Below are 15,033 nucleotides of genomic sequence, written 5' to 3'. Positions count from 1 at the left end.
CTAGACGTTCACCAGCGCATCGATCGCCGCCTGCAGGATATGCGCGGCGGCGAGGGAGTCGACGCGTTCGGCGCGCTTGGCGCGGCTCAGATCCTGTTCGATCATCACCCGCTCGACCGCGACGGTCGACCAGCGTTCGTCCCACAGCAGGATCGGAAGATCCCAGTCCGCGATGTTGCGCGCGAAGGCGCGGGTCGACTGGGTTCGCGGGCTGTCGCTGCCGTCGAGGTTGAGCGGCAGGCCGACGATGACACCCTTCACCGATTGCGGCGCGAGCATCGCGGCGAGGATGGACTTGTCCGCGGTGAACTTGGTTCGCCGCACCAGCGGGGCGGGGGAGGCAAAGCTCCATCCCGCATCACACAGCGCGGTGCCGATCGTCTTGGTCCCGACGTCCAGGCCCAGCAAACGCCCGCCCGTGGGCAGGGCCGCGCGAAACTCGGCGGTCACGGTGGTGATCATCGCGCCTCCCCGCGAAACGCGGCCAGCCGTCGCGCGGCATCGGCGCGCACGTTCGCCCAGAACAGGCTGTAGTCGTAGACGTGGTAATTGTTGCCCGGCAGCACGTATGGACCGACATCGGGTCCCTCGCCGATCATCAGCAGGCCGCGTCCCTCGCACGCTGCCGGCACCCGGCCCGGCTCCAGCGCAGCGTTGGTCAGGTCCTTGGTCGGAAACAGCGTGCCCAGGTTCGCGCTTGCCGGGGCGGCGCTGGCTGCGGTGCCGGTGATCGGATTGGTGCAGACCATCGGCGTGCCGCGCCGCGACTGGCCGTTGAAGCCGGTCGTCGCATCGAATGTGTCGAAGATCAGCGACGCGTCGGCCGGCGCGGCGAAGGTCTGCCACGACAGGAGGCATCCCGCCTGTCCGGCGCGCACGCATTCGGGCAGGCCGAGCGCGGCGATGTCGGTCGTCCGCGAGACCGGCCAGCCCACGACATAGGCGGCGACGATCCGCCGGGCGAGCGGCTTGCCCGCCACCCGTTCGCGCAGCAACCGCGTCAGGTGCAGCGCGCCCTGGCTATGCCCGGCCAGGATGATCGGCCGGTCGGGATTGGCGGCGAGGAACGCGTCGAACGCCATCGCCACGTCGCGATAGGCGAGGTCGAGCGCGCGCTCGGCATCGACCCGCGTTGTAAGGAACGCCCCGAACGCCGCCTGGCGATAGCGCGGCGCCCAGACCTGTCCGGCGGCGTTGAAGGCGCTGGCCTGGCCGCGCAGGAACAGCTTCGCACGATCGTTCGCTTCCGCATTGTCGAGCGGCGCGTTCCAGTGATCGGTCGCCAGGTAACTGGTCGGGTGGATGAAGAACACCGCTGCGCCCGCATCCTCCGGCCGCTGCCCCGCGGGCATCCACAGCGCCGGATTGTTCGCGATGTCTGGGCGGGCCAGCCACATGCCGGGGGCGGCATAGGCATCGCGCGCCAATCCGGGCTGCGCCTCGAACGCGACGTCGGGCGTCATGTAGCGCCGGATCAGATCGACGCCCCAGATGCGATAGGCGAACAGCGCCACGATCACGAGCGTGACGAGCGCGGCGATGACGTACAGGAACTTGCGGACCACGCGGGCGACCTTCAGTCTATGGGGCAGACATGCCACCGATCGGGCAATCGCCACGGTCCGTGCCCCAGGAACGTCGGCCGCGCAATCCGGACACGCGAGAGGTTGCGCTGCAACAACACGCGGTGCTAGCCGCAGATCATGTCCGTAGACGCCGCAACCGTGAAGAAGGTCGCCAGCCTCGCCCGTATCGCCATCACCGATGACGATGCCGAGCGGATGGTGCCGGAGCTCAACAACATCCTCGGCTGGATCGAGCAGCTGGGCCAGGTCGACACCTCCACCGCCGCGCCGATGACCGCCGTGATCCCCAACCATCTGCGCCTGCGCGACGATGTCGTCACCGACGGCGGCGTGCGCGACAAGGTGCTGGCGAATGCGCCGGTGGCCGAGCACGGCTTCTTCGGCGTGCCCAAGGTGATCGAGTGATGATGCAACTCCACACCGTTCGCACTGAGCTTGGCGGGCACCCATCGAAGTATGACTTCGATGGGATCCTGGCCGAAGTGCGGTCCTTCTTCGTGCCGCGCGCGGAGAAGCTCGGAGAAGAAGGGCAGGGCTTCGACAAGCGCAGCCCAAACGGAATTTGGATCGACGGATGACCACTCTCACCGACCTTGGCGTGCGCGAAATCCGCGACGGCGTGCGCGACGGCAGCTTTTCCGCGGTCGAGGTGGCCGAAGCCTTCACCGCGCGCGTCGCCGCCGCCAGCCAGCTGAACGCCTTCATCGTCGAAACCCCCGACCATGCGCTGACCGCCGCGCGCGAAGCCGACCGCGCGAAGGCTGCGGGCGAGGAGCTGAAGCCGCTGGCCGGCGTGCCGATCGGCATGAAGGATCTGTTCTGCACCAAGGGCGTCCAGACGACCGCCGCCAGCCACATGCTCGAAGGTTTCGTGCCGGAGTATGAATCAACCGTCTCGCAGAAGCTCTGGGATGCGGGCGCCGGCATGCTCGGCAAGCTGAACCTCGATCAGTTCGCGATGGGGTCGTCGAACGAGACATCCTATTTCGGCAATGTCCTGTCGCCCTGGCGGCGCAACGACGGCGGCAATGCGCCGCTCGCGCCGGGCGGTTCGTCGGGCGGTTCGTCGTCGGCGATCGCGGCACGGCTGTGCCCGGCGGCGACCGGGACCGACACCGGCGGCTCGATCCGCCAGCCGGCCGCCTTCACCGGCATTTCAGGCATCAAGCCGACCTATGGCCGTTGCTCGCGCTGGGGCGTGGTCGCGTTTGCCTCGTCACTCGACCAGGCAGGGCCGATGGCGCGCGACGTCACCGACTGCGCGATCATGCTGGAGGCAATGGCGGGCTTCGACGCCAAGGACGCGACCTCTCTCAAGCTCGACGTGCCGCAGTGGGAGAAGGGACTGAACCCGTCTCTCGCCGGCAAGCGCATCGGCATCCCCCGCGAATATCGCGTCGACGGCATGCCGGAAGAGATCGAGGCGCTGTGGGCGCAGGGTATCGAATGGGCGAAGGATGCGGGCGCGGAGATCGTCGAGGTCTCGCTGCCGCACACCAAATACGCGCTGCCGGCCTATTACATCATCGCGCCGGCGGAGGCGTCGTCCAACCTCGCGCGCTATGACGGCGTGCGTTATGGTCTGCGTGACCTGCCCGAAGGCGCCAATCTCCAGGCGATGTACGCCGCGACCCGCGCGGCGGGCTTCGGCGACGAAGTGAAGCGCCGCATCCTGATCGGCACCTATGTGCTGTCAGCCGGCTTCTACGACGCCTATTTCACCCAGGCGTCGAAGGTCCGCACGCTGATCGCGCGCGATTTCGAGAAGGCTTGGGAAAGCTGCGACCTGCTGCTCACCCCGACCGCACCGTCGTCGGCGTTCGCGCTGGGCGAAAAGTCGGCCGATCCGCTGGCGATGTACCTCAACGACGTGTTCACAGTGCCGTCGTCGCTGGCGGGCCTGCCGGCGATGAGCGTGCCGGGCGGGCTCGACAAGGCCGGGCTGCCGCTGGGCCTCCAGATCATCGGCAAGCCGCTCGACGAACAGGGCGTGCTCAACGCCGGCCTCGCGCTCGAACAGCGCGCGGGCTTCGTCGCCCGGGCGGAGCAGTGGTGGTAGATTAGGACTATCCCGTTCGCCCTGAGCTTGTCGAAGGGCTGTACTTTCTTCGTGCCAAGAAGGGCAGGGCTTCGACAAGCTCAGCCCGAACGGAAACCAGATTATGACCGAAGCATCCACCTATCGCATCCAGGGCCAGACCGGCGAGTGGGAGGTCGTGATCGGCCTGGAGGTCCACGCCCAGGTCACGTCCAACGCCAAGCTGTTCTCCGGCGCGCCGACCGCGTTCGGGGCGGAGCCGAATACGCAGGTCAGCCTGGTCGACGCCGCGATGCCGGGCATGCTTCCGGTGCCGAACCGCGAGTGCATCCGCCAGGCGGTGCGGACCGGCATGGCGATCGAGGCGCAGATCAACAAATGGTCGCGGTTCGATCGCAAGAATTACTTCTACGCCGACCTGCCGCAGGGCTATCAGATCAGCCAGCTTTACCACCCGCTAGTGGGCGAGGGAAAGCTGGAGGTCGATGTCGATGGCCAGACCAAGACGATCGGCGTCGAGCGCATCCACGTCGAGCAGGACGCCGGCAAGCTGATGCACGACCAGCATCCGACCATGTCCTATGTCGACCTCAACCGATCGGGCGTCGCGCTGATGGAGATCGTCAGCCGTCCGGACATGCGCTCGCCGGCCGAGGCGGGGGCGTATCTGACCAAGCTGCGCTCGATCCTGCGCTATGTCGGGTCGTGCGACGGCAACATGGACCAGGGGTCGATGCGCGCCGACGTCAACGTCTCGGTCCGCAAGCCCGGCGACGAGTTTGGCACGCGGACGGAGACGAAGAACGTCAACTCGGTCCGCTTCGTCATGGCGGTCGTCGAGCAGGAGGCGCTGCGTCAGGTCGAGGTGCTGGAGAGCGGCGGAACGATCGTTCAGGAAACGCGTCTCTACGATCCCGACAAGAACACCACGCGGTCGATGCGATCGAAGGAAGACGCGCATGATTACCGCTACTTCCCCGATCCCGACCTGCTGCCGCTGGAGCTGGACGACGCGTTCCTGGAGGAATGTCGCGCCAGCCTGCCCGAACTGCCCGATGCCAAGCGCGCGCGCTATGAGGCGCAGGGCGTCACGCCGTATAACGCGGGCGTACTGACCGCCGAGGTCGAGACAGCCCGCTGGTTCGACGCGCTGCTGGAGGCGGGCGTCGACGGCAAGCAGGCGTCGAACTGGGTCGCATCCGAACTGTTCGGCGCGCTCAACCGTCTCGGCAAAGACATCACCGAATCGCCGGTGTCGCCCAAGCAGGCAGCCGAACTGCTCGCCTTGGTCGCCGACGGCACGCTGTCGGGCAGTCTGGCCAAGCAGGTGTTCGAGGTGATGCTCGAAACCGGCGACGATCCCGCCAAGATCGTCGACGACCGCGGCCTGAAGCAGACCAGCGACACCGGTGCGATCGAGGCGGTGATCGCCGAGGTGCTGGCGAAGAACCCCAACCAGCTCGAGCAATATCGCGGCGGCAAGGAAGCGCTGTTCGGCTTCTTCGTCGGCCAGACGATGAAGGCGATGGGCGGCAAGGCCAACCCGGGCGTGGTCAACGACCTGCTCAAGAAGGCGCTTGCCGGCTGATTTCCGCCGCCATAGGCTCGACCCGATTCCGCCAGACACGCGGGCGCGTTTCGACGTGTGCCCGTCAGATGGCGGTCGGGTGAGGGGCGAGGGGACTATGCGGATCAGCTTCACGATTGCGGCCGTCGTCGGAATGGCGATCGCGACACCGGCCATTGCCGGCGACAAGATGTATTCGTGGAAGGCGAACCAGACGCCCGAAGCCTATGACGCCGACATGGCCCGCTGCCTCGACGCCGCCAAGGAGGCGATGAAGAAACCGACCGTTCCCAATCCCTATTTCAACCCCGTGACCAACGGCACGGCGGCGGGGCAGGCGGGATCGGCGCTGGCCAGCGGCTTCGCGCTCGGACTGATGCAAGGGAAGGCGTTCAAGGCGACCTATTACGGGTGTCTGGCACAGGCCGGCTATTCGCAGCGGCGCTTTCCCGAGGCCGAATACAAATTGTTCAAGAAGCTGAAGCCGGAGGAGCGCAAGGCCAAGCTGATGACGCTCGCGCTTAGCCCGACGCCGCTGCATCCGGAAATGCCGCTCGACGAATATGATTGATCGCCGAGCGGCGGGTTGGATTACTGTCCCAAGTCGCGGTCCTGGTTCTTGACGACGCCGTCCGCGCCGCCTTCGCCCATCTGAGCGTCCGCCTCCTTGCCACCTTCGCCGCGCTCCAGTGCATCGCGGCGGGCGTCGACCGCCTGCTCGATATCGCTGCGGTCGTCGGGTTTCGACGTGTCATTCTGTTCGTTCATGGTCGTGCCTCCTGCGTAGCATAACCATTCATTCCGGCTTTGGTTTGGGGCTTGCGGAGTATTTTTCGGCTCGATAGCCTCTTGATGACTCGCCGGGGGGCGGATCGTGAGGGGATAACGGCGGGGGCGCTGGTCGATGAGGATATCGGGGTACGCGGTCGCTGCGATCGCGCTGGGCACGGCTGTGGTTCCGGCAGCGGCTCAGGAGCGCACGGCAACGAAGCAGGGCTTCGAACTGCCGGCCAGGAGCGGCAAGAAAATCCTGGTGTTTCGCCCGGCGGTCAGCGTGGGCGCGCAATCGACCGGCGGTATGTTCGAACCGAACGCCGACTGGACCGACAAGGCGCGCGCGAACATCGCCACGCGCTGGCAAAGCGTCAGGCGATGCTGGGCAACAGCGTGATCGATGCGCCCCAGGCATTCGGCGAGCAGGCCCGACTGGTCGAGGAATATACCAACCTGTTCGGCGCGGTCGCGCGGGCGGTGGTCAATTACCAGTTTTTCGTCGGCAACCGCCTGCCGACCAAGAAGCGCGATAACAAGGCCGGAGTCTTCGACTGGTCGCTGGGGGCGGGTGTGCAGGACCTGCCGGGCGCCCGCGACGCCGACTATGCGCTCTTCATCTACAACAAGGACGCTTATGGCTCGACCGGCCGCAAGGTTCTGCAGGTGCTCGCGATGCTGGGGCCGCGGATTTCGATCCAGTCGGGCGAGCATCTCGGCTATGCCGGACTGGTCGACCTGAAGACCGGCGACATCCTGTGGCTCAACGCGGACGCCGCGATGGGTGGCGACGTACGCGAGGTCGATGGCGCGGAAAAGCGCGTGGGCCAGTTGCTGGAAGATTTCCCGGGCAGCACCAAGCCTGCGGCCGCGACGACGACGGCGGCGGTCCAGCGGTGAAACTGCGGATCGCCCTGGCTATCGTCGCGACGTTCGCGTCACCCCTGAACGCGCAGCAGAAGGCGTCGACCAAGCCCGCGCCACCGCCACCGCCGTTCACGGGTGCCTATCAGCCGCAGGGTGTCGACGAGATCGGCATATGGCGTGAGGATGACGAGAGCGAGCGCGCGATGCAGAATTCGCCGCTCGTGATCCGTGACGAGGCGCTCAACGCCTATGTTCGCCGCGTCCTGTGCGCGACCGTGGGTGCCGATCGCTGTGCGTCGGTGCGCACCTATATCCTGCGCGTACCCCTGTTCAACGCGTCGATGTCGCCTAACGGGACGATGCGGATCTACACTGGCCTGTTGCTTCGGGCGAGCAGCGAGGCCGAATTGGGCGCGGTGCTGGGGCATGAATTCGGTCATTTCGAACGGCGGCACTCGCTTCAGCGCTTCAAGGCGCAGCGATCGAGCGCCGACGTGCTGAGCTGGGCGGCGCTGCTGACCTCGATGGCCGGGACGCGCCAGGCGTATCGCGATTTCAATTCGATCCAGATTTCCGTCCTCGGGACGCTGCAACGCTTCAACCGGGATCAGGAGCGGGAAGCCGATATGCTGGGCATCGGCTATCTCAACGGCGGCGAATTGCGACCGCATTCGGCCTCGCGCATGTGGCGCACGCTGATCATGGAAAGCGAGGCGTCGGCCAGCGCGCGGGGACTGCGCAAACCCGATTTCGAACATAACAGCTTCTTCTCCTCCCATCCGGCGAGCGGGGAACGGGCCGACTATCTCTATGCCCTGGCCGCGCCCGACACCGAGGCGCGGCAGGATGGGGCCGATCGCTATGCCGCGGCGCTCGGGCCGTGGCGAACGATGTTCCTCGACGATCAGATCGCGCTCAACGACTTCGGAGCGAGCGACTTCATCATTACCCATCTGGCCGAGGCGGGATGGACGGCAGACCTTTGGCGCGCGCGGGGCGACCTGTTCCGCGGCCGCGGTCATCCGCGCGACTTGATGAACGCCGCCGATTTCTACGGCAAGGCGGTCGCGATGCAGCCCGACCTCGCGTCGGCGCAGCGCGGGCTGGGTCTGTCGCTCGTGAAGACGGGCCGGATTGCGGAGGGACGCGCGGCCCTGCAACGCTATCTGCAACTGGCCCCCGATGCGCCGGATGCGGCGATGATCGGCATGACCATCGCGTCGCTGGGAGAGAAGTGATGAAGACGGTAGCTGCCCGAACTCTGATCGCCGCAACGCTGTGCCTGGCGATCGCCACGCCGGCGTGGTCGAACGCGTATCGGGAGAAGGGCAAGGCGGTGAAGGTCGCCGATTCCAACCTGACCGTCACGCCGACGCGCGACTGGAACCGGCTGGACATCAAGCCGGGCAAGAATGCCGAGACCTGGACGCTGGACGGCGAACAGCTGAACGACGTCACCTTCTACGGCGGCATCGCACCGGGCGAACCACTGGTGCGGGAACGGAGCAAGCGGCGCGAGCCGCTGCCGAAATTCACCTCGACCACCCTGCTGGTCGAGGTGCCAGAATTGCTCGGCGGCACCTATCGCGCGTTCAAGGGGATCAGCAAGTTCACGGTCACCAATTCGAAGCCCGACCGCTTCCTCGATCAGCCGGGCGTGCGATTTACCTATGATTACACCGACGAGGACGACCTGCCGCGCAAGGGCGAGGCCATTGCGGCGCTGGTGCGCGGGCAGCTGTACATGGTGACCTTTGACGCCCCCCGGCTGCATTATCACGACCGCACGATCGGCGACTTCCGGGCCTTGGTGCAGACCGCGGCTCTGACGCAGTAAGCTTTACGGCACGATCGTCGTGAAGAGATAGGCGGCGAAGATCACCAGATGCACTGCGCCGCCCAGGATGGTCGTGCGGCCGGTGCCGAGCGACAGCGTGATCGTGAACAGCGACAGGATCAGCAGCGTGATCCCCTTCGGCCCGATGCCCAGCGCCAGCGGCAGGTCGAGGATCAGGCTGACGATCGCGACCGACGGGATGGTCAGTCCGATCGTCGCGAGCGCCGACCCGAGCGCGAGGTTGAGGCTGGTCTGCAAACGGTTGCGCTTCGCGGCGCGATAGGCGGCCAAGCTCTCGGGCGCGAGGACGAGCCCTGCGATCACCACACCGACGATCGCCAGCGGTAGCCCCGCGTCGAGGATCGCGCGCTCGACCGTCACCGACAGCCCCTTCGCCAGCAGCACCACGCCCACGAGCGATACAAGCAACGTGCCGAACGCGGTCCAGGCGGTCGCGTTAGACGGCGGTTCGGCGTGCGCATCCTTCGGCATGGTCTCGTCGGGCAGGAAATATTCGCGGTGGCGGACGGTCTGGACCAAGACGAAGGTCAGATAGAGGATCAGCGAGACGATCGCGACGAAGATCAACTGCGACGTCGCATAGGTCGGCCCCGGCGCGCTCGAAACGTAATTCGGCAGCACCAGCGATAGCACCACCATCGCCGTCAGCACGCTGAGCGCGGTGCTGACCCCGCGCAGGGTGAAGCGCTGCTCGCCGTGACGCAATCCGCCCGCCAGCAGGCACAGGCCGACGATGCCGTTCAGGATGATCATGATCGCCGCGAACACCGTGTCGCGCGCGAGGCTGGAGGCGTCGCCGGCGTCCGACAGCATCAGGCTGACGATCAGCGACACTTCGATGACCGTCACGGCGACGGCCAGCACCAGCGTTCCGAACGGCTCGCCGACCCGGTGCGCGACCACCTCCGCATGATGCACCGCCGCCAGCACCGCGCCGATCAGGATGACGGTCGCCGCGATCGTGCCGACCAGTCCCAGCTTGGCCAGCCCGATCGCGACCGCGGCCAGACCGAGCAGCGGGAAGGCGAGCGACCAAAGCGGCAAGCCGGTGCGGCGCAACAGCGCACGCTTGGTCGACTGGGGCGGAACGGCAGAGACGTCGTCGGCGTGGGTCAAATCTTGCTCCGTGTAACTGTCCTTCGACCAATGCACGGAACCGCACCGGGTTTCATCCGTGCGGATGCCTGCGGTCGACGGGCGGCCTGTCGTGCTTATTGGCGCGCAGTCATGCGACGGCAAGCGGGCGACGTGCCGATCCAAATGACGTGCGACACGTAGGCAGTCCTGCCAGCGCCCGCTGAAAAATGCCCTTCCGTGCTCCCGCGAAGGTGGAAGCCCAGAGTCCCGATGGAAACACGTCGGCGTCTTTTTGGCCCTGGGCTCCCGCCTTCGCGGGAGCACGGAAGGGCGGGGTATGCAGGGACAGCGATATTCAGAAGCGTGGTTCCAAAAGTCGGCCACGACCGGTGAATGGGACTTATCGCGGAGGGCAAAGTGGACCGAGAGGACGCATCACCCAACTCCGGCCCGCCCAAAAAAGAAACAGGCGCCGGTTTCCCGACGCCCGCTCTTTAATTTTAGACCGAAAGAAAATCAGGCGGCGTCGCCGGCCTTTTCCTTTTCCTTCTTGGCATAGACCCGCACCGGCTCCTTCGAGCCGCCGACGACGTCCTTGTCGATCATCACTTCGTCGACGCCGTCCATGCTGGGCAGGTCGAACATCGTGTCGAGCAATATGCCCTCCAGGATCGAGCGGAGGCCACGCGCGCCGGTCTTGCGGTCGATCGCCTTCTTGGCAATCGTCGTCAGCGCCTCGTCGTTGAAGCCGAGCTTCACGTCCTCCATCTCGAACAGCTTCTGATACTGCTTGACCAGGGCGTTCTTCGGCTCGGTCAGGATCTTGATCAGCGCGGCGGTGTCGAGGTCCTCCAACGTCGCGATGACGGGCAGGCGGCCGACGAATTCGGGGATCAGGCCGAACTTCAGCAGATCCTCCGGCTCGACCGACTTGAGCGCCTCACCGGTCTTGCGCTCGTCCGGCCCGGCGACATGCGCGCCGAAGCCGATCGACTTGCCTTGCAGGCGATCGCCGATGATCTTCTCAAGGCCCGCAAACGCGCCGCCGCAGATGAACAAGATGTTGGTCGTGTCGACCTGCAGGAATTCCTGCTGCGGATGCTTGCGCCCGCCCTGCGGCGGAACGCTGGCGACCGTTCCTTCCATCATCTTGAGCAGCGCCTGCTGCACGCCTTCGCCCGACACGTCGCGGGTGATCGACGGATTCTCGGCCTTGCGGCTGATCTTGTCGATCTCGTCGATATAGACGATGCCGCGCTGCGCCCGCTCGACGTTGTAGTCGGACGCCTGGAGCAGCTTGAGGATGATGTTCTCGACGTCCTCGCCGACATAACCGGCTTCGGTCAGCGTCGTCGCATCGGCCATGGTGAACGGCACGTCGAGGATGCGCGCCAGCGTCTGGGCGAGCAGCGTCTTGCCGCAACCGGTCGGGCCGACGAGCAGGATGTTCGACTTGGCGAGTTCGACGTCAGCACCCTTGGCGCCGTGATTCAACCGCTTGTAGTGGTTGTGCACCGCGACCGACAGGACGCGCTTGGCGCGGCGCTGGCCGATGACATAATCGTCGAGCACGTCGCAGATTTCCTGCGGCGTCGGGACGCCGCCGTCCTTCTTGCTGACGAGTGCCGACTTCGTCTCTTCGCGGATGATGTCGTTGCACAGCTCGACGCATTCATCGCAGATGAACACGGTTGGCCCTGCGATAAGCTTGCGGACCTCGTGCTGCGACTTGCCGCAGAACGAGCAGTAGAGGGTGCTCTTGGAGTCGCCACCGCTCAATTTCGTCATTCAATCACCTCGTCGCGCGAAGGGGGATCGCGCTTGAAAATGGCCCGTCATTCTACACGGCGGGCCGGGTCCGGCAAACCCAAATACCGGACCCTTACGCAAAACACGTTAAGCCGCCGGAGTGGCCTCGCCGTCCGGCACGCCCGGACGCTTGTCGAACACCTCGTCGACCAGGCCGAACGCCTTGGCCTCGTCGGCCTCCAGGAAGGTGTCGCGGTCCATCGCACGCTCGATTTCTTCCAGGCTCTTGCCGGTGTACTTGACGTACAGGTCGTTCATCCGGCGCTTGATGCGCAGGATTTCCTTGGCCTGGATTTCGATGTCCGACGCCATGCCCTGCGCACCGCCCGACGGCTGGTGGATCATGATGCGCGCGTTGGTCAGAGCGACGCGCATGCCCGGCTCACCGGCGGCGAGCAGGAAGCTGCCCATCGACGCGGCCTGACCGATGCAGACCGTGCCGACCTTCGGCCGGATATACTGCATCGTGTCGTGGATCGCCATGCCGGCGGTCACGACGCCGCCCGGCGAATTGATGTACATCCAGATGTCCTTCTTCGGGTTCTCGGACTCGAGGAAGAGCAGCTGGGCGGTGATGAGCGAGGCCATGTGATCCTCGACCGGTCCCACGACGAAGATGATCCGCTCCCGCAGCAGGCGCGAATAGATGTCGAAGCTGCGCTCGCCGCGGCTCGACTGTTCGATGACGATGGGGACGAGGGCGTTCTGGATGACGCTCATAGGGTCGTGCATGGGATTCCCGCTCTTGGATTGGCAAGCGCCTACATCGGCGTTCGGGCAGGGGGGCGCAAGGGGTCAGGCTTGCGGCCCGGGGATCGCCAGATAGGCCAGCCGCTTCATTTCACGACGGCCGCGCACCACGGTGTCGAGGATCAGGCCGGCGAACAGGTTGAGGACTGCGACGATCATCAGCCCGGTCGCCAGGATCGCGGTCGGGAAGCGGGGGACCAGGCCGGTCTGCGCATAGGTGATCGCCAGCGGAATGGTCAGCAGGATCGCGGCGAGCGTGAGCACCCCGGCGATCGCGCCGAAGAACCACAAAGGTCGCTCGATCCGGTACAGCGTCGCGATGGTACGGGCGATGCGCAGCCCGTCGCGATAGGTGTTGAGCTTCGACGCCGACCCTTCCAGCCGTGCCAGGTAGCGCGTCTCCACCTCGCCGACCGGCATCTTGAGTTCCAGTGCGTGGACCGAGATTTCGGTTTCCGTCTCGAACCCCGCCGCCAGCGCCGGGAAGCTCTTCACGAACCGGCGCGAAAAGACGCGGTAACCCGAGAAGATGTCGGTGAAGCTGCGTCCGAACAGCGACGCCAGCAGGCCCGTCATCGCGCGGTTACCGAGGACATGGCCGCGGCGATAGGCCTCGGCCGCCTCATGCACGCGCGTGCCGACGATCATGTCCAGGCCGTCGTCGACCAGGCGCGCGACCATGGCCGGCGCCGAGGCGGGATCATAGGTCAGGTCGCCATCGGCCATGATATAGATATCCGCCTCGACGTCGGCGAACATGCGGCGGACGACATTGCCCTTGCCCTGCATCCGTTCGGTACGCACGACCGCGCCGGCGGCTCGCGCGACCTCGACCGTGCGATCGCGGCTGTTGTTGTCGTAGACATAGATGGTCGCGTCCGGCAGCTCGGCGCGAAAGCCCGCGATCGTCTGCGCGATCGCGGCTTCCTCGTTATAGCATGGCAGCAGGACGGCGACGGACGGACGCCGCTCCCTCAACCGGTCATCGTCGTACGTGCTCGCTGTCGAATTCATCATTGCCCCCAGTTCGCCGTCATTATGCTTCACGGCGAATTAATAGACAGTTTAAGGTTCGGCGTATATAGGGCGGCGTTCGCAGTTGACGTTCGGGGGAATTGTGAAGCCAGCTGCTATCAGCGCGATGAAGTATCGGCAATTCTTTCTAGTTTTGACCTTTGTTCTTTTGCTCTGGCCTGCCACTTACAATGGCGGGCCGTTTATATTTCCCGATACGCCATCCTATATCCGGGCGATCGACGCTCTTGTGGTACGCACGACAGGTCATGCGACCTATTGGAGCAACGAGGATGTCCAGGCGGTCGTCGATGTATCGCGTGCGGCGAAGGTCTCGAACGGAACGGTAGCAGTAACGACGGATGTGAAACCGATCCTGCTTGGACGGTCGATCTACTATGCTGCGTTGATCTACACAGGTGTGCTGCTCAAGTCTTTGTGGTTCAGTATTGTCCTGCAGGCGCTATTGGTCGGCGCGGTGATGATCGGCGCGCTTCGGCACTTCATCGATCCTGCCGATCGACGATTCGGCATCGCCGCCATCAGCCTTGCGGTAGCGTTGGCAACGACTTCGCTTGCATGGTTCACATCGATGCTCATGCCAGACTTTCTGACCGGGCTGGCCGTGGTTTCCGCGGCGGTAATGGTCACGGGATGGCAAAGGGAAACGCGGCTCGGTCGACTGTTCTGGGTCGCCGTCGCGGTGCTGGCGGCGCTGTGTCACAGCAGCCATCTGCTGATCCTTGGCGCGATCGCGGCCATCGCGCTTGCGGTCGGCCTGCTCAAGCTGTCGGCGTGGCGTCCCGGCGCCATCGCTCTCTTTGCAGTGGTGCTGGTCGGTATCTGCGGCGAATCCGCCTTCATGTTCGGCGTCACCAAGGCGACCGGCGCCGAGCCGATCCGCCCGCCGTTCCTGACGGCGCGCCTGGTCGAGGACGGTCCCGGTACCGCATATCTCGACGCGCATTGCGGCGAAAGCCGGTTCCTGTTGTGCCGCTATCGCGATCGCCTGCCGATGGGGAGCGACGCATTCCTGTGGGGCGGCTCTGCTCCGAACGGCGTGTTCAAGACCTTGTCGAATGCCGACCAACGACGCCTGGCTGCCGAGCAGAAGGATTTCGTGCTGGCGGTGGTGGCGGATCGGCCATTCGCGGTCATCACAAGCTCGGCCGGCGCGATCCTGCGACAGTTCGGCGCCTGGACATTGATGGAATTCAATTACGGGGCGGACGATTCGGCGCTGATGATGCCGAAGATCCCGGAGCCGGATCGCACCGCCTTCCGCGCCAGCCGCGGCTACGCCGGTACGATGCCAATCGACATTGCGACCATCGCAAATTGCCTCTGGAGCGGTCTCGGCCTCATCGCGCTGGCGGTTGCGTGGCGGCGGCGATGGCAGGGCGTGGCGCAGTTCGGGACCGTGCTGACGCTCGGATGGATCATCAATACCGTGATCTGCGGCGCGATGTCGACGCCGCACGACCGCTATCAGAGCCGCATCATCTGGGTGCTGTCGCTGATCGTTCTCGCATCCGCAGCCCGCTTGTGGGCGCAGCGTTCGCGGGGCACCGAAGCCCCAGCAGTGCATACCGGCGACACAAACGCGGCATAGTCCGCTAGCCCGCGAAAGGGGCCGTTCTTTCGCCGCGGGATCATTTCGCGGCATTTGCAAGGTGTGTTGTCGCTACGGTCTGAC

At 65.4% G+C, this 15,033-nt stretch carries 17 protein-coding genes; 10 read left to right on the top strand and 7 right to left on the bottom strand.

Translation table 11 applies throughout. From position 1 onward, the window contains the following. Complete coding sequence (ruvX, locus tag ACFSC3_RS15820; protein WP_380941389.1) at positions 1-462, bottom strand: Holliday junction resolvase RuvX; 462 nt, start codon at positions 460-462, stop codon at positions 1-3. Then, the gene (locus ACFSC3_RS15815) at positions 459-1,565 is read right to left on the bottom strand and encodes a DUF3089 domain-containing protein (protein WP_380941484.1); all 1,107 of its coding nucleotides are present in this window, start codon (positions 1,563-1,565) and stop codon (positions 459-461) included. The genes ruvX and ACFSC3_RS15815 overlap by 4 nt, the downstream gene beginning before the upstream one ends. Positions 1,566-1,703: 138 nt before the next feature. On the opposite strand from ACFSC3_RS15815, the gene gatC reads away from it, so the two are divergent. From gatC to ACFSC3_RS15790, 5 genes are all read left to right on the top strand, one after another. Further along, on the top strand, positions 1,704-1,991 hold the full coding sequence (gatC, locus tag ACFSC3_RS15810; protein WP_380941388.1) for an Asp-tRNA(Asn)/Glu-tRNA(Gln) amidotransferase subunit GatC: 288 nt from the start codon (positions 1,704-1,706) through the stop codon (positions 1,989-1,991). Further along, a complete protein-coding gene (locus ACFSC3_RS15805) occupies positions 1,988-2,164 on the top strand; it encodes a hypothetical protein (protein WP_380941387.1) in 177 nt (58 codons plus the stop codon). Before gatC ends, ACFSC3_RS15805 begins: the two co-directional genes overlap by 4 nt. Beyond that, a complete protein-coding gene (gene gatA / locus ACFSC3_RS15800) occupies positions 2,161-3,645 on the top strand; it encodes an Asp-tRNA(Asn)/Glu-tRNA(Gln) amidotransferase subunit GatA (protein ID WP_380941386.1) in 1,485 nt (494 codons plus the stop codon). The genes ACFSC3_RS15805 and gatA overlap by 4 nt, the downstream gene beginning before the upstream one ends. 103 nt (positions 3,646-3,748) lie before the next feature. Further along, complete coding sequence (gene gatB / locus ACFSC3_RS15795) at positions 3,749-5,212, top strand: Asp-tRNA(Asn)/Glu-tRNA(Gln) amidotransferase subunit GatB (protein WP_380941385.1); 1,464 nt, start codon at positions 3,749-3,751, stop codon at positions 5,210-5,212. Positions 5,213-5,309: 97 nt separating this feature from the next. Then, positions 5,310-5,762: a hypothetical protein gene (locus ACFSC3_RS15790; protein ID WP_380941384.1), complete on the top strand. Its 453-nt coding sequence runs from the start codon at positions 5,310-5,312 to the stop codon at positions 5,760-5,762. Positions 5,763-5,782: 20 nt separating this feature from the next. On the opposite strand, the gene ACFSC3_RS15785 is transcribed toward ACFSC3_RS15790, so the two are convergent. Continuing rightward, positions 5,783-5,959 (bottom strand): hypothetical protein, encoded by a 177-nt coding sequence (locus ACFSC3_RS15785; protein WP_380941383.1) that lies wholly within the window; start codon positions 5,957-5,959, stop codon positions 5,783-5,785. A 136-nt stretch (positions 5,960-6,095) separates the two neighbouring features. Here ACFSC3_RS15785 and ACFSC3_RS15780 point away from each other — a divergent pair, with 136 nt between their 5' ends. The 4 genes from ACFSC3_RS15780 to ACFSC3_RS15765 are packed head-to-tail and all read left to right on the top strand — an operon-like array spanning position 6,096 to position 8,666. Continuing rightward, positions 6,096-6,362, top strand: coding sequence for a hypothetical protein (locus ACFSC3_RS15780; RefSeq protein ID WP_380941382.1), 267 nt, complete (start codon positions 6,096-6,098; stop codon positions 6,360-6,362). Next, a complete protein-coding gene (locus ACFSC3_RS15775; RefSeq protein WP_380941381.1) occupies positions 6,344-6,862 on the top strand; it encodes a hypothetical protein in 519 nt (172 codons plus the stop codon). Before ACFSC3_RS15780 ends, ACFSC3_RS15775 begins: the two co-directional genes overlap by 19 nt. Further along, positions 6,859-8,067 carry a M48 family metallopeptidase gene (locus ACFSC3_RS15770; RefSeq protein ID WP_380941380.1) on the top strand — a complete coding sequence of 403 codons (1,209 nt, stop codon included), beginning with the start codon at positions 6,859-6,861 and terminating at the stop codon, positions 8,065-8,067. The genes ACFSC3_RS15775 and ACFSC3_RS15770 overlap by 4 nt, the downstream gene beginning before the upstream one ends. Then, a complete protein-coding gene (locus tag ACFSC3_RS15765; RefSeq protein WP_380941379.1) occupies positions 8,067-8,666 on the top strand; it encodes a hypothetical protein in 600 nt (199 codons plus the stop codon). The genes ACFSC3_RS15770 and ACFSC3_RS15765 overlap by 1 nt, the downstream gene beginning before the upstream one ends. 3 nt (positions 8,667-8,669) lie before the next feature. Here ACFSC3_RS15765 and ACFSC3_RS15760 read toward each other — a convergent pair whose 3' ends face one another. The 4 genes from ACFSC3_RS15760 to ACFSC3_RS15745 all read right to left on the bottom strand — a co-directional run bounded on the left by ACFSC3_RS15760 (position 8,670) and on the right by ACFSC3_RS15745 (position 13,337). After that, positions 8,670-9,803 (bottom strand): calcium:cation antiporter, encoded by a 1,134-nt coding sequence (locus tag ACFSC3_RS15760; protein WP_380941378.1) that lies wholly within the window; start codon positions 9,801-9,803, stop codon positions 8,670-8,672. A gap of 477 nt (positions 9,804-10,280) precedes the next feature. Continuing rightward, the gene (gene clpX / locus ACFSC3_RS15755; protein ID WP_380941377.1) at positions 10,281-11,552 is read right to left on the bottom strand and encodes an ATP-dependent Clp protease ATP-binding subunit ClpX; all 1,272 of its coding nucleotides are present in this window, start codon (positions 11,550-11,552) and stop codon (positions 10,281-10,283) included. A gap of 108 nt (positions 11,553-11,660) precedes the next feature. Beyond that, positions 11,661-12,305 carry an ATP-dependent Clp endopeptidase proteolytic subunit ClpP gene (gene clpP, locus ACFSC3_RS15750; protein ID WP_380941376.1) on the bottom strand — a complete coding sequence of 215 codons (645 nt, stop codon included), beginning with the start codon at positions 12,303-12,305 and terminating at the stop codon, positions 11,661-11,663. Between the two features lie 63 nt (positions 12,306-12,368). Continuing rightward, on the bottom strand, positions 12,369-13,337 hold the full coding sequence (locus ACFSC3_RS15745; RefSeq protein ID WP_380941483.1) for a glycosyltransferase family 2 protein: 969 nt from the start codon (positions 13,335-13,337) through the stop codon (positions 12,369-12,371). A 250-nt stretch (positions 13,338-13,587) separates the two neighbouring features. Between ACFSC3_RS15745 and ACFSC3_RS15740 the strand changes: the two genes are divergently transcribed. After that, a complete protein-coding gene (locus ACFSC3_RS15740; RefSeq protein ID WP_380941375.1) occupies positions 13,588-14,949 on the top strand; it encodes a hypothetical protein in 1,362 nt (453 codons plus the stop codon). Positions 14,950-15,033 lie beyond the last annotated feature (84 nt).

The organism is Sphingomonas floccifaciens (genome assembly GCF_042681125.1).
In the GTDB taxonomy this organism is placed as follows: domain Bacteria; phylum Pseudomonadota; class Alphaproteobacteria; order Sphingomonadales; family Sphingomonadaceae; genus Sphingomonas; species Sphingomonas floccifaciens.
The sequence above is the reverse complement of the archived record's forward strand: the minus strand, read 5'-3'. Positions and strand labels throughout refer to the sequence as shown.

Coding starts and splice junctions, on each gene's coding strand:
- ruvX (WP_380941389.1), bottom strand. CDS start 462: ATGATCACCACCGTGACCGCCGAGTTTCGCGCGGCCCTGCCCACGGGC.
- gatC (WP_380941388.1), top strand. CDS start 1,704: ATGTCCGTAGACGCCGCAACCGTGAAGAAGGTCGCCAGCCTCGCCCGT.
- gatA (WP_380941386.1), top strand. CDS start 2,161: ATGACCACTCTCACCGACCTTGGCGTGCGCGAAATCCGCGACGGCGTG.
- gatB (WP_380941385.1), top strand. CDS start 3,749: ATGACCGAAGCATCCACCTATCGCATCCAGGGCCAGACCGGCGAGTGG.
- ACFSC3_RS15790 (WP_380941384.1), top strand. CDS start 5,310: ATGCGGATCAGCTTCACGATTGCGGCCGTCGTCGGAATGGCGATCGCG.
- ACFSC3_RS15785 (WP_380941383.1), bottom strand. CDS start 5,959: ATGAACGAACAGAATGACACGTCGAAACCCGACGACCGCAGCGATATC.
- ACFSC3_RS15780 (WP_380941382.1), top strand. CDS start 6,096: ATGAGGATATCGGGGTACGCGGTCGCTGCGATCGCGCTGGGCACGGCT.
- ACFSC3_RS15775 (WP_380941381.1), top strand. CDS start 6,344: ATGCTGGGCAACAGCGTGATCGATGCGCCCCAGGCATTCGGCGAGCAG.
- ACFSC3_RS15765 (WP_380941379.1), top strand. CDS start 8,067: ATGAAGACGGTAGCTGCCCGAACTCTGATCGCCGCAACGCTGTGCCTG.
- clpX (WP_380941377.1), bottom strand. CDS start 11,552: ATGACGAAATTGAGCGGTGGCGACTCCAAGAGCACCCTCTACTGCTCG.
- clpP (WP_380941376.1), bottom strand. CDS start 12,305: ATGCACGACCCTATGAGCGTCATCCAGAACGCCCTCGTCCCCATCGTC.
- ACFSC3_RS15745 (WP_380941483.1), bottom strand. CDS start 13,337: ATGAATTCGACAGCGAGCACGTACGACGATGACCGGTTGAGGGAGCGG.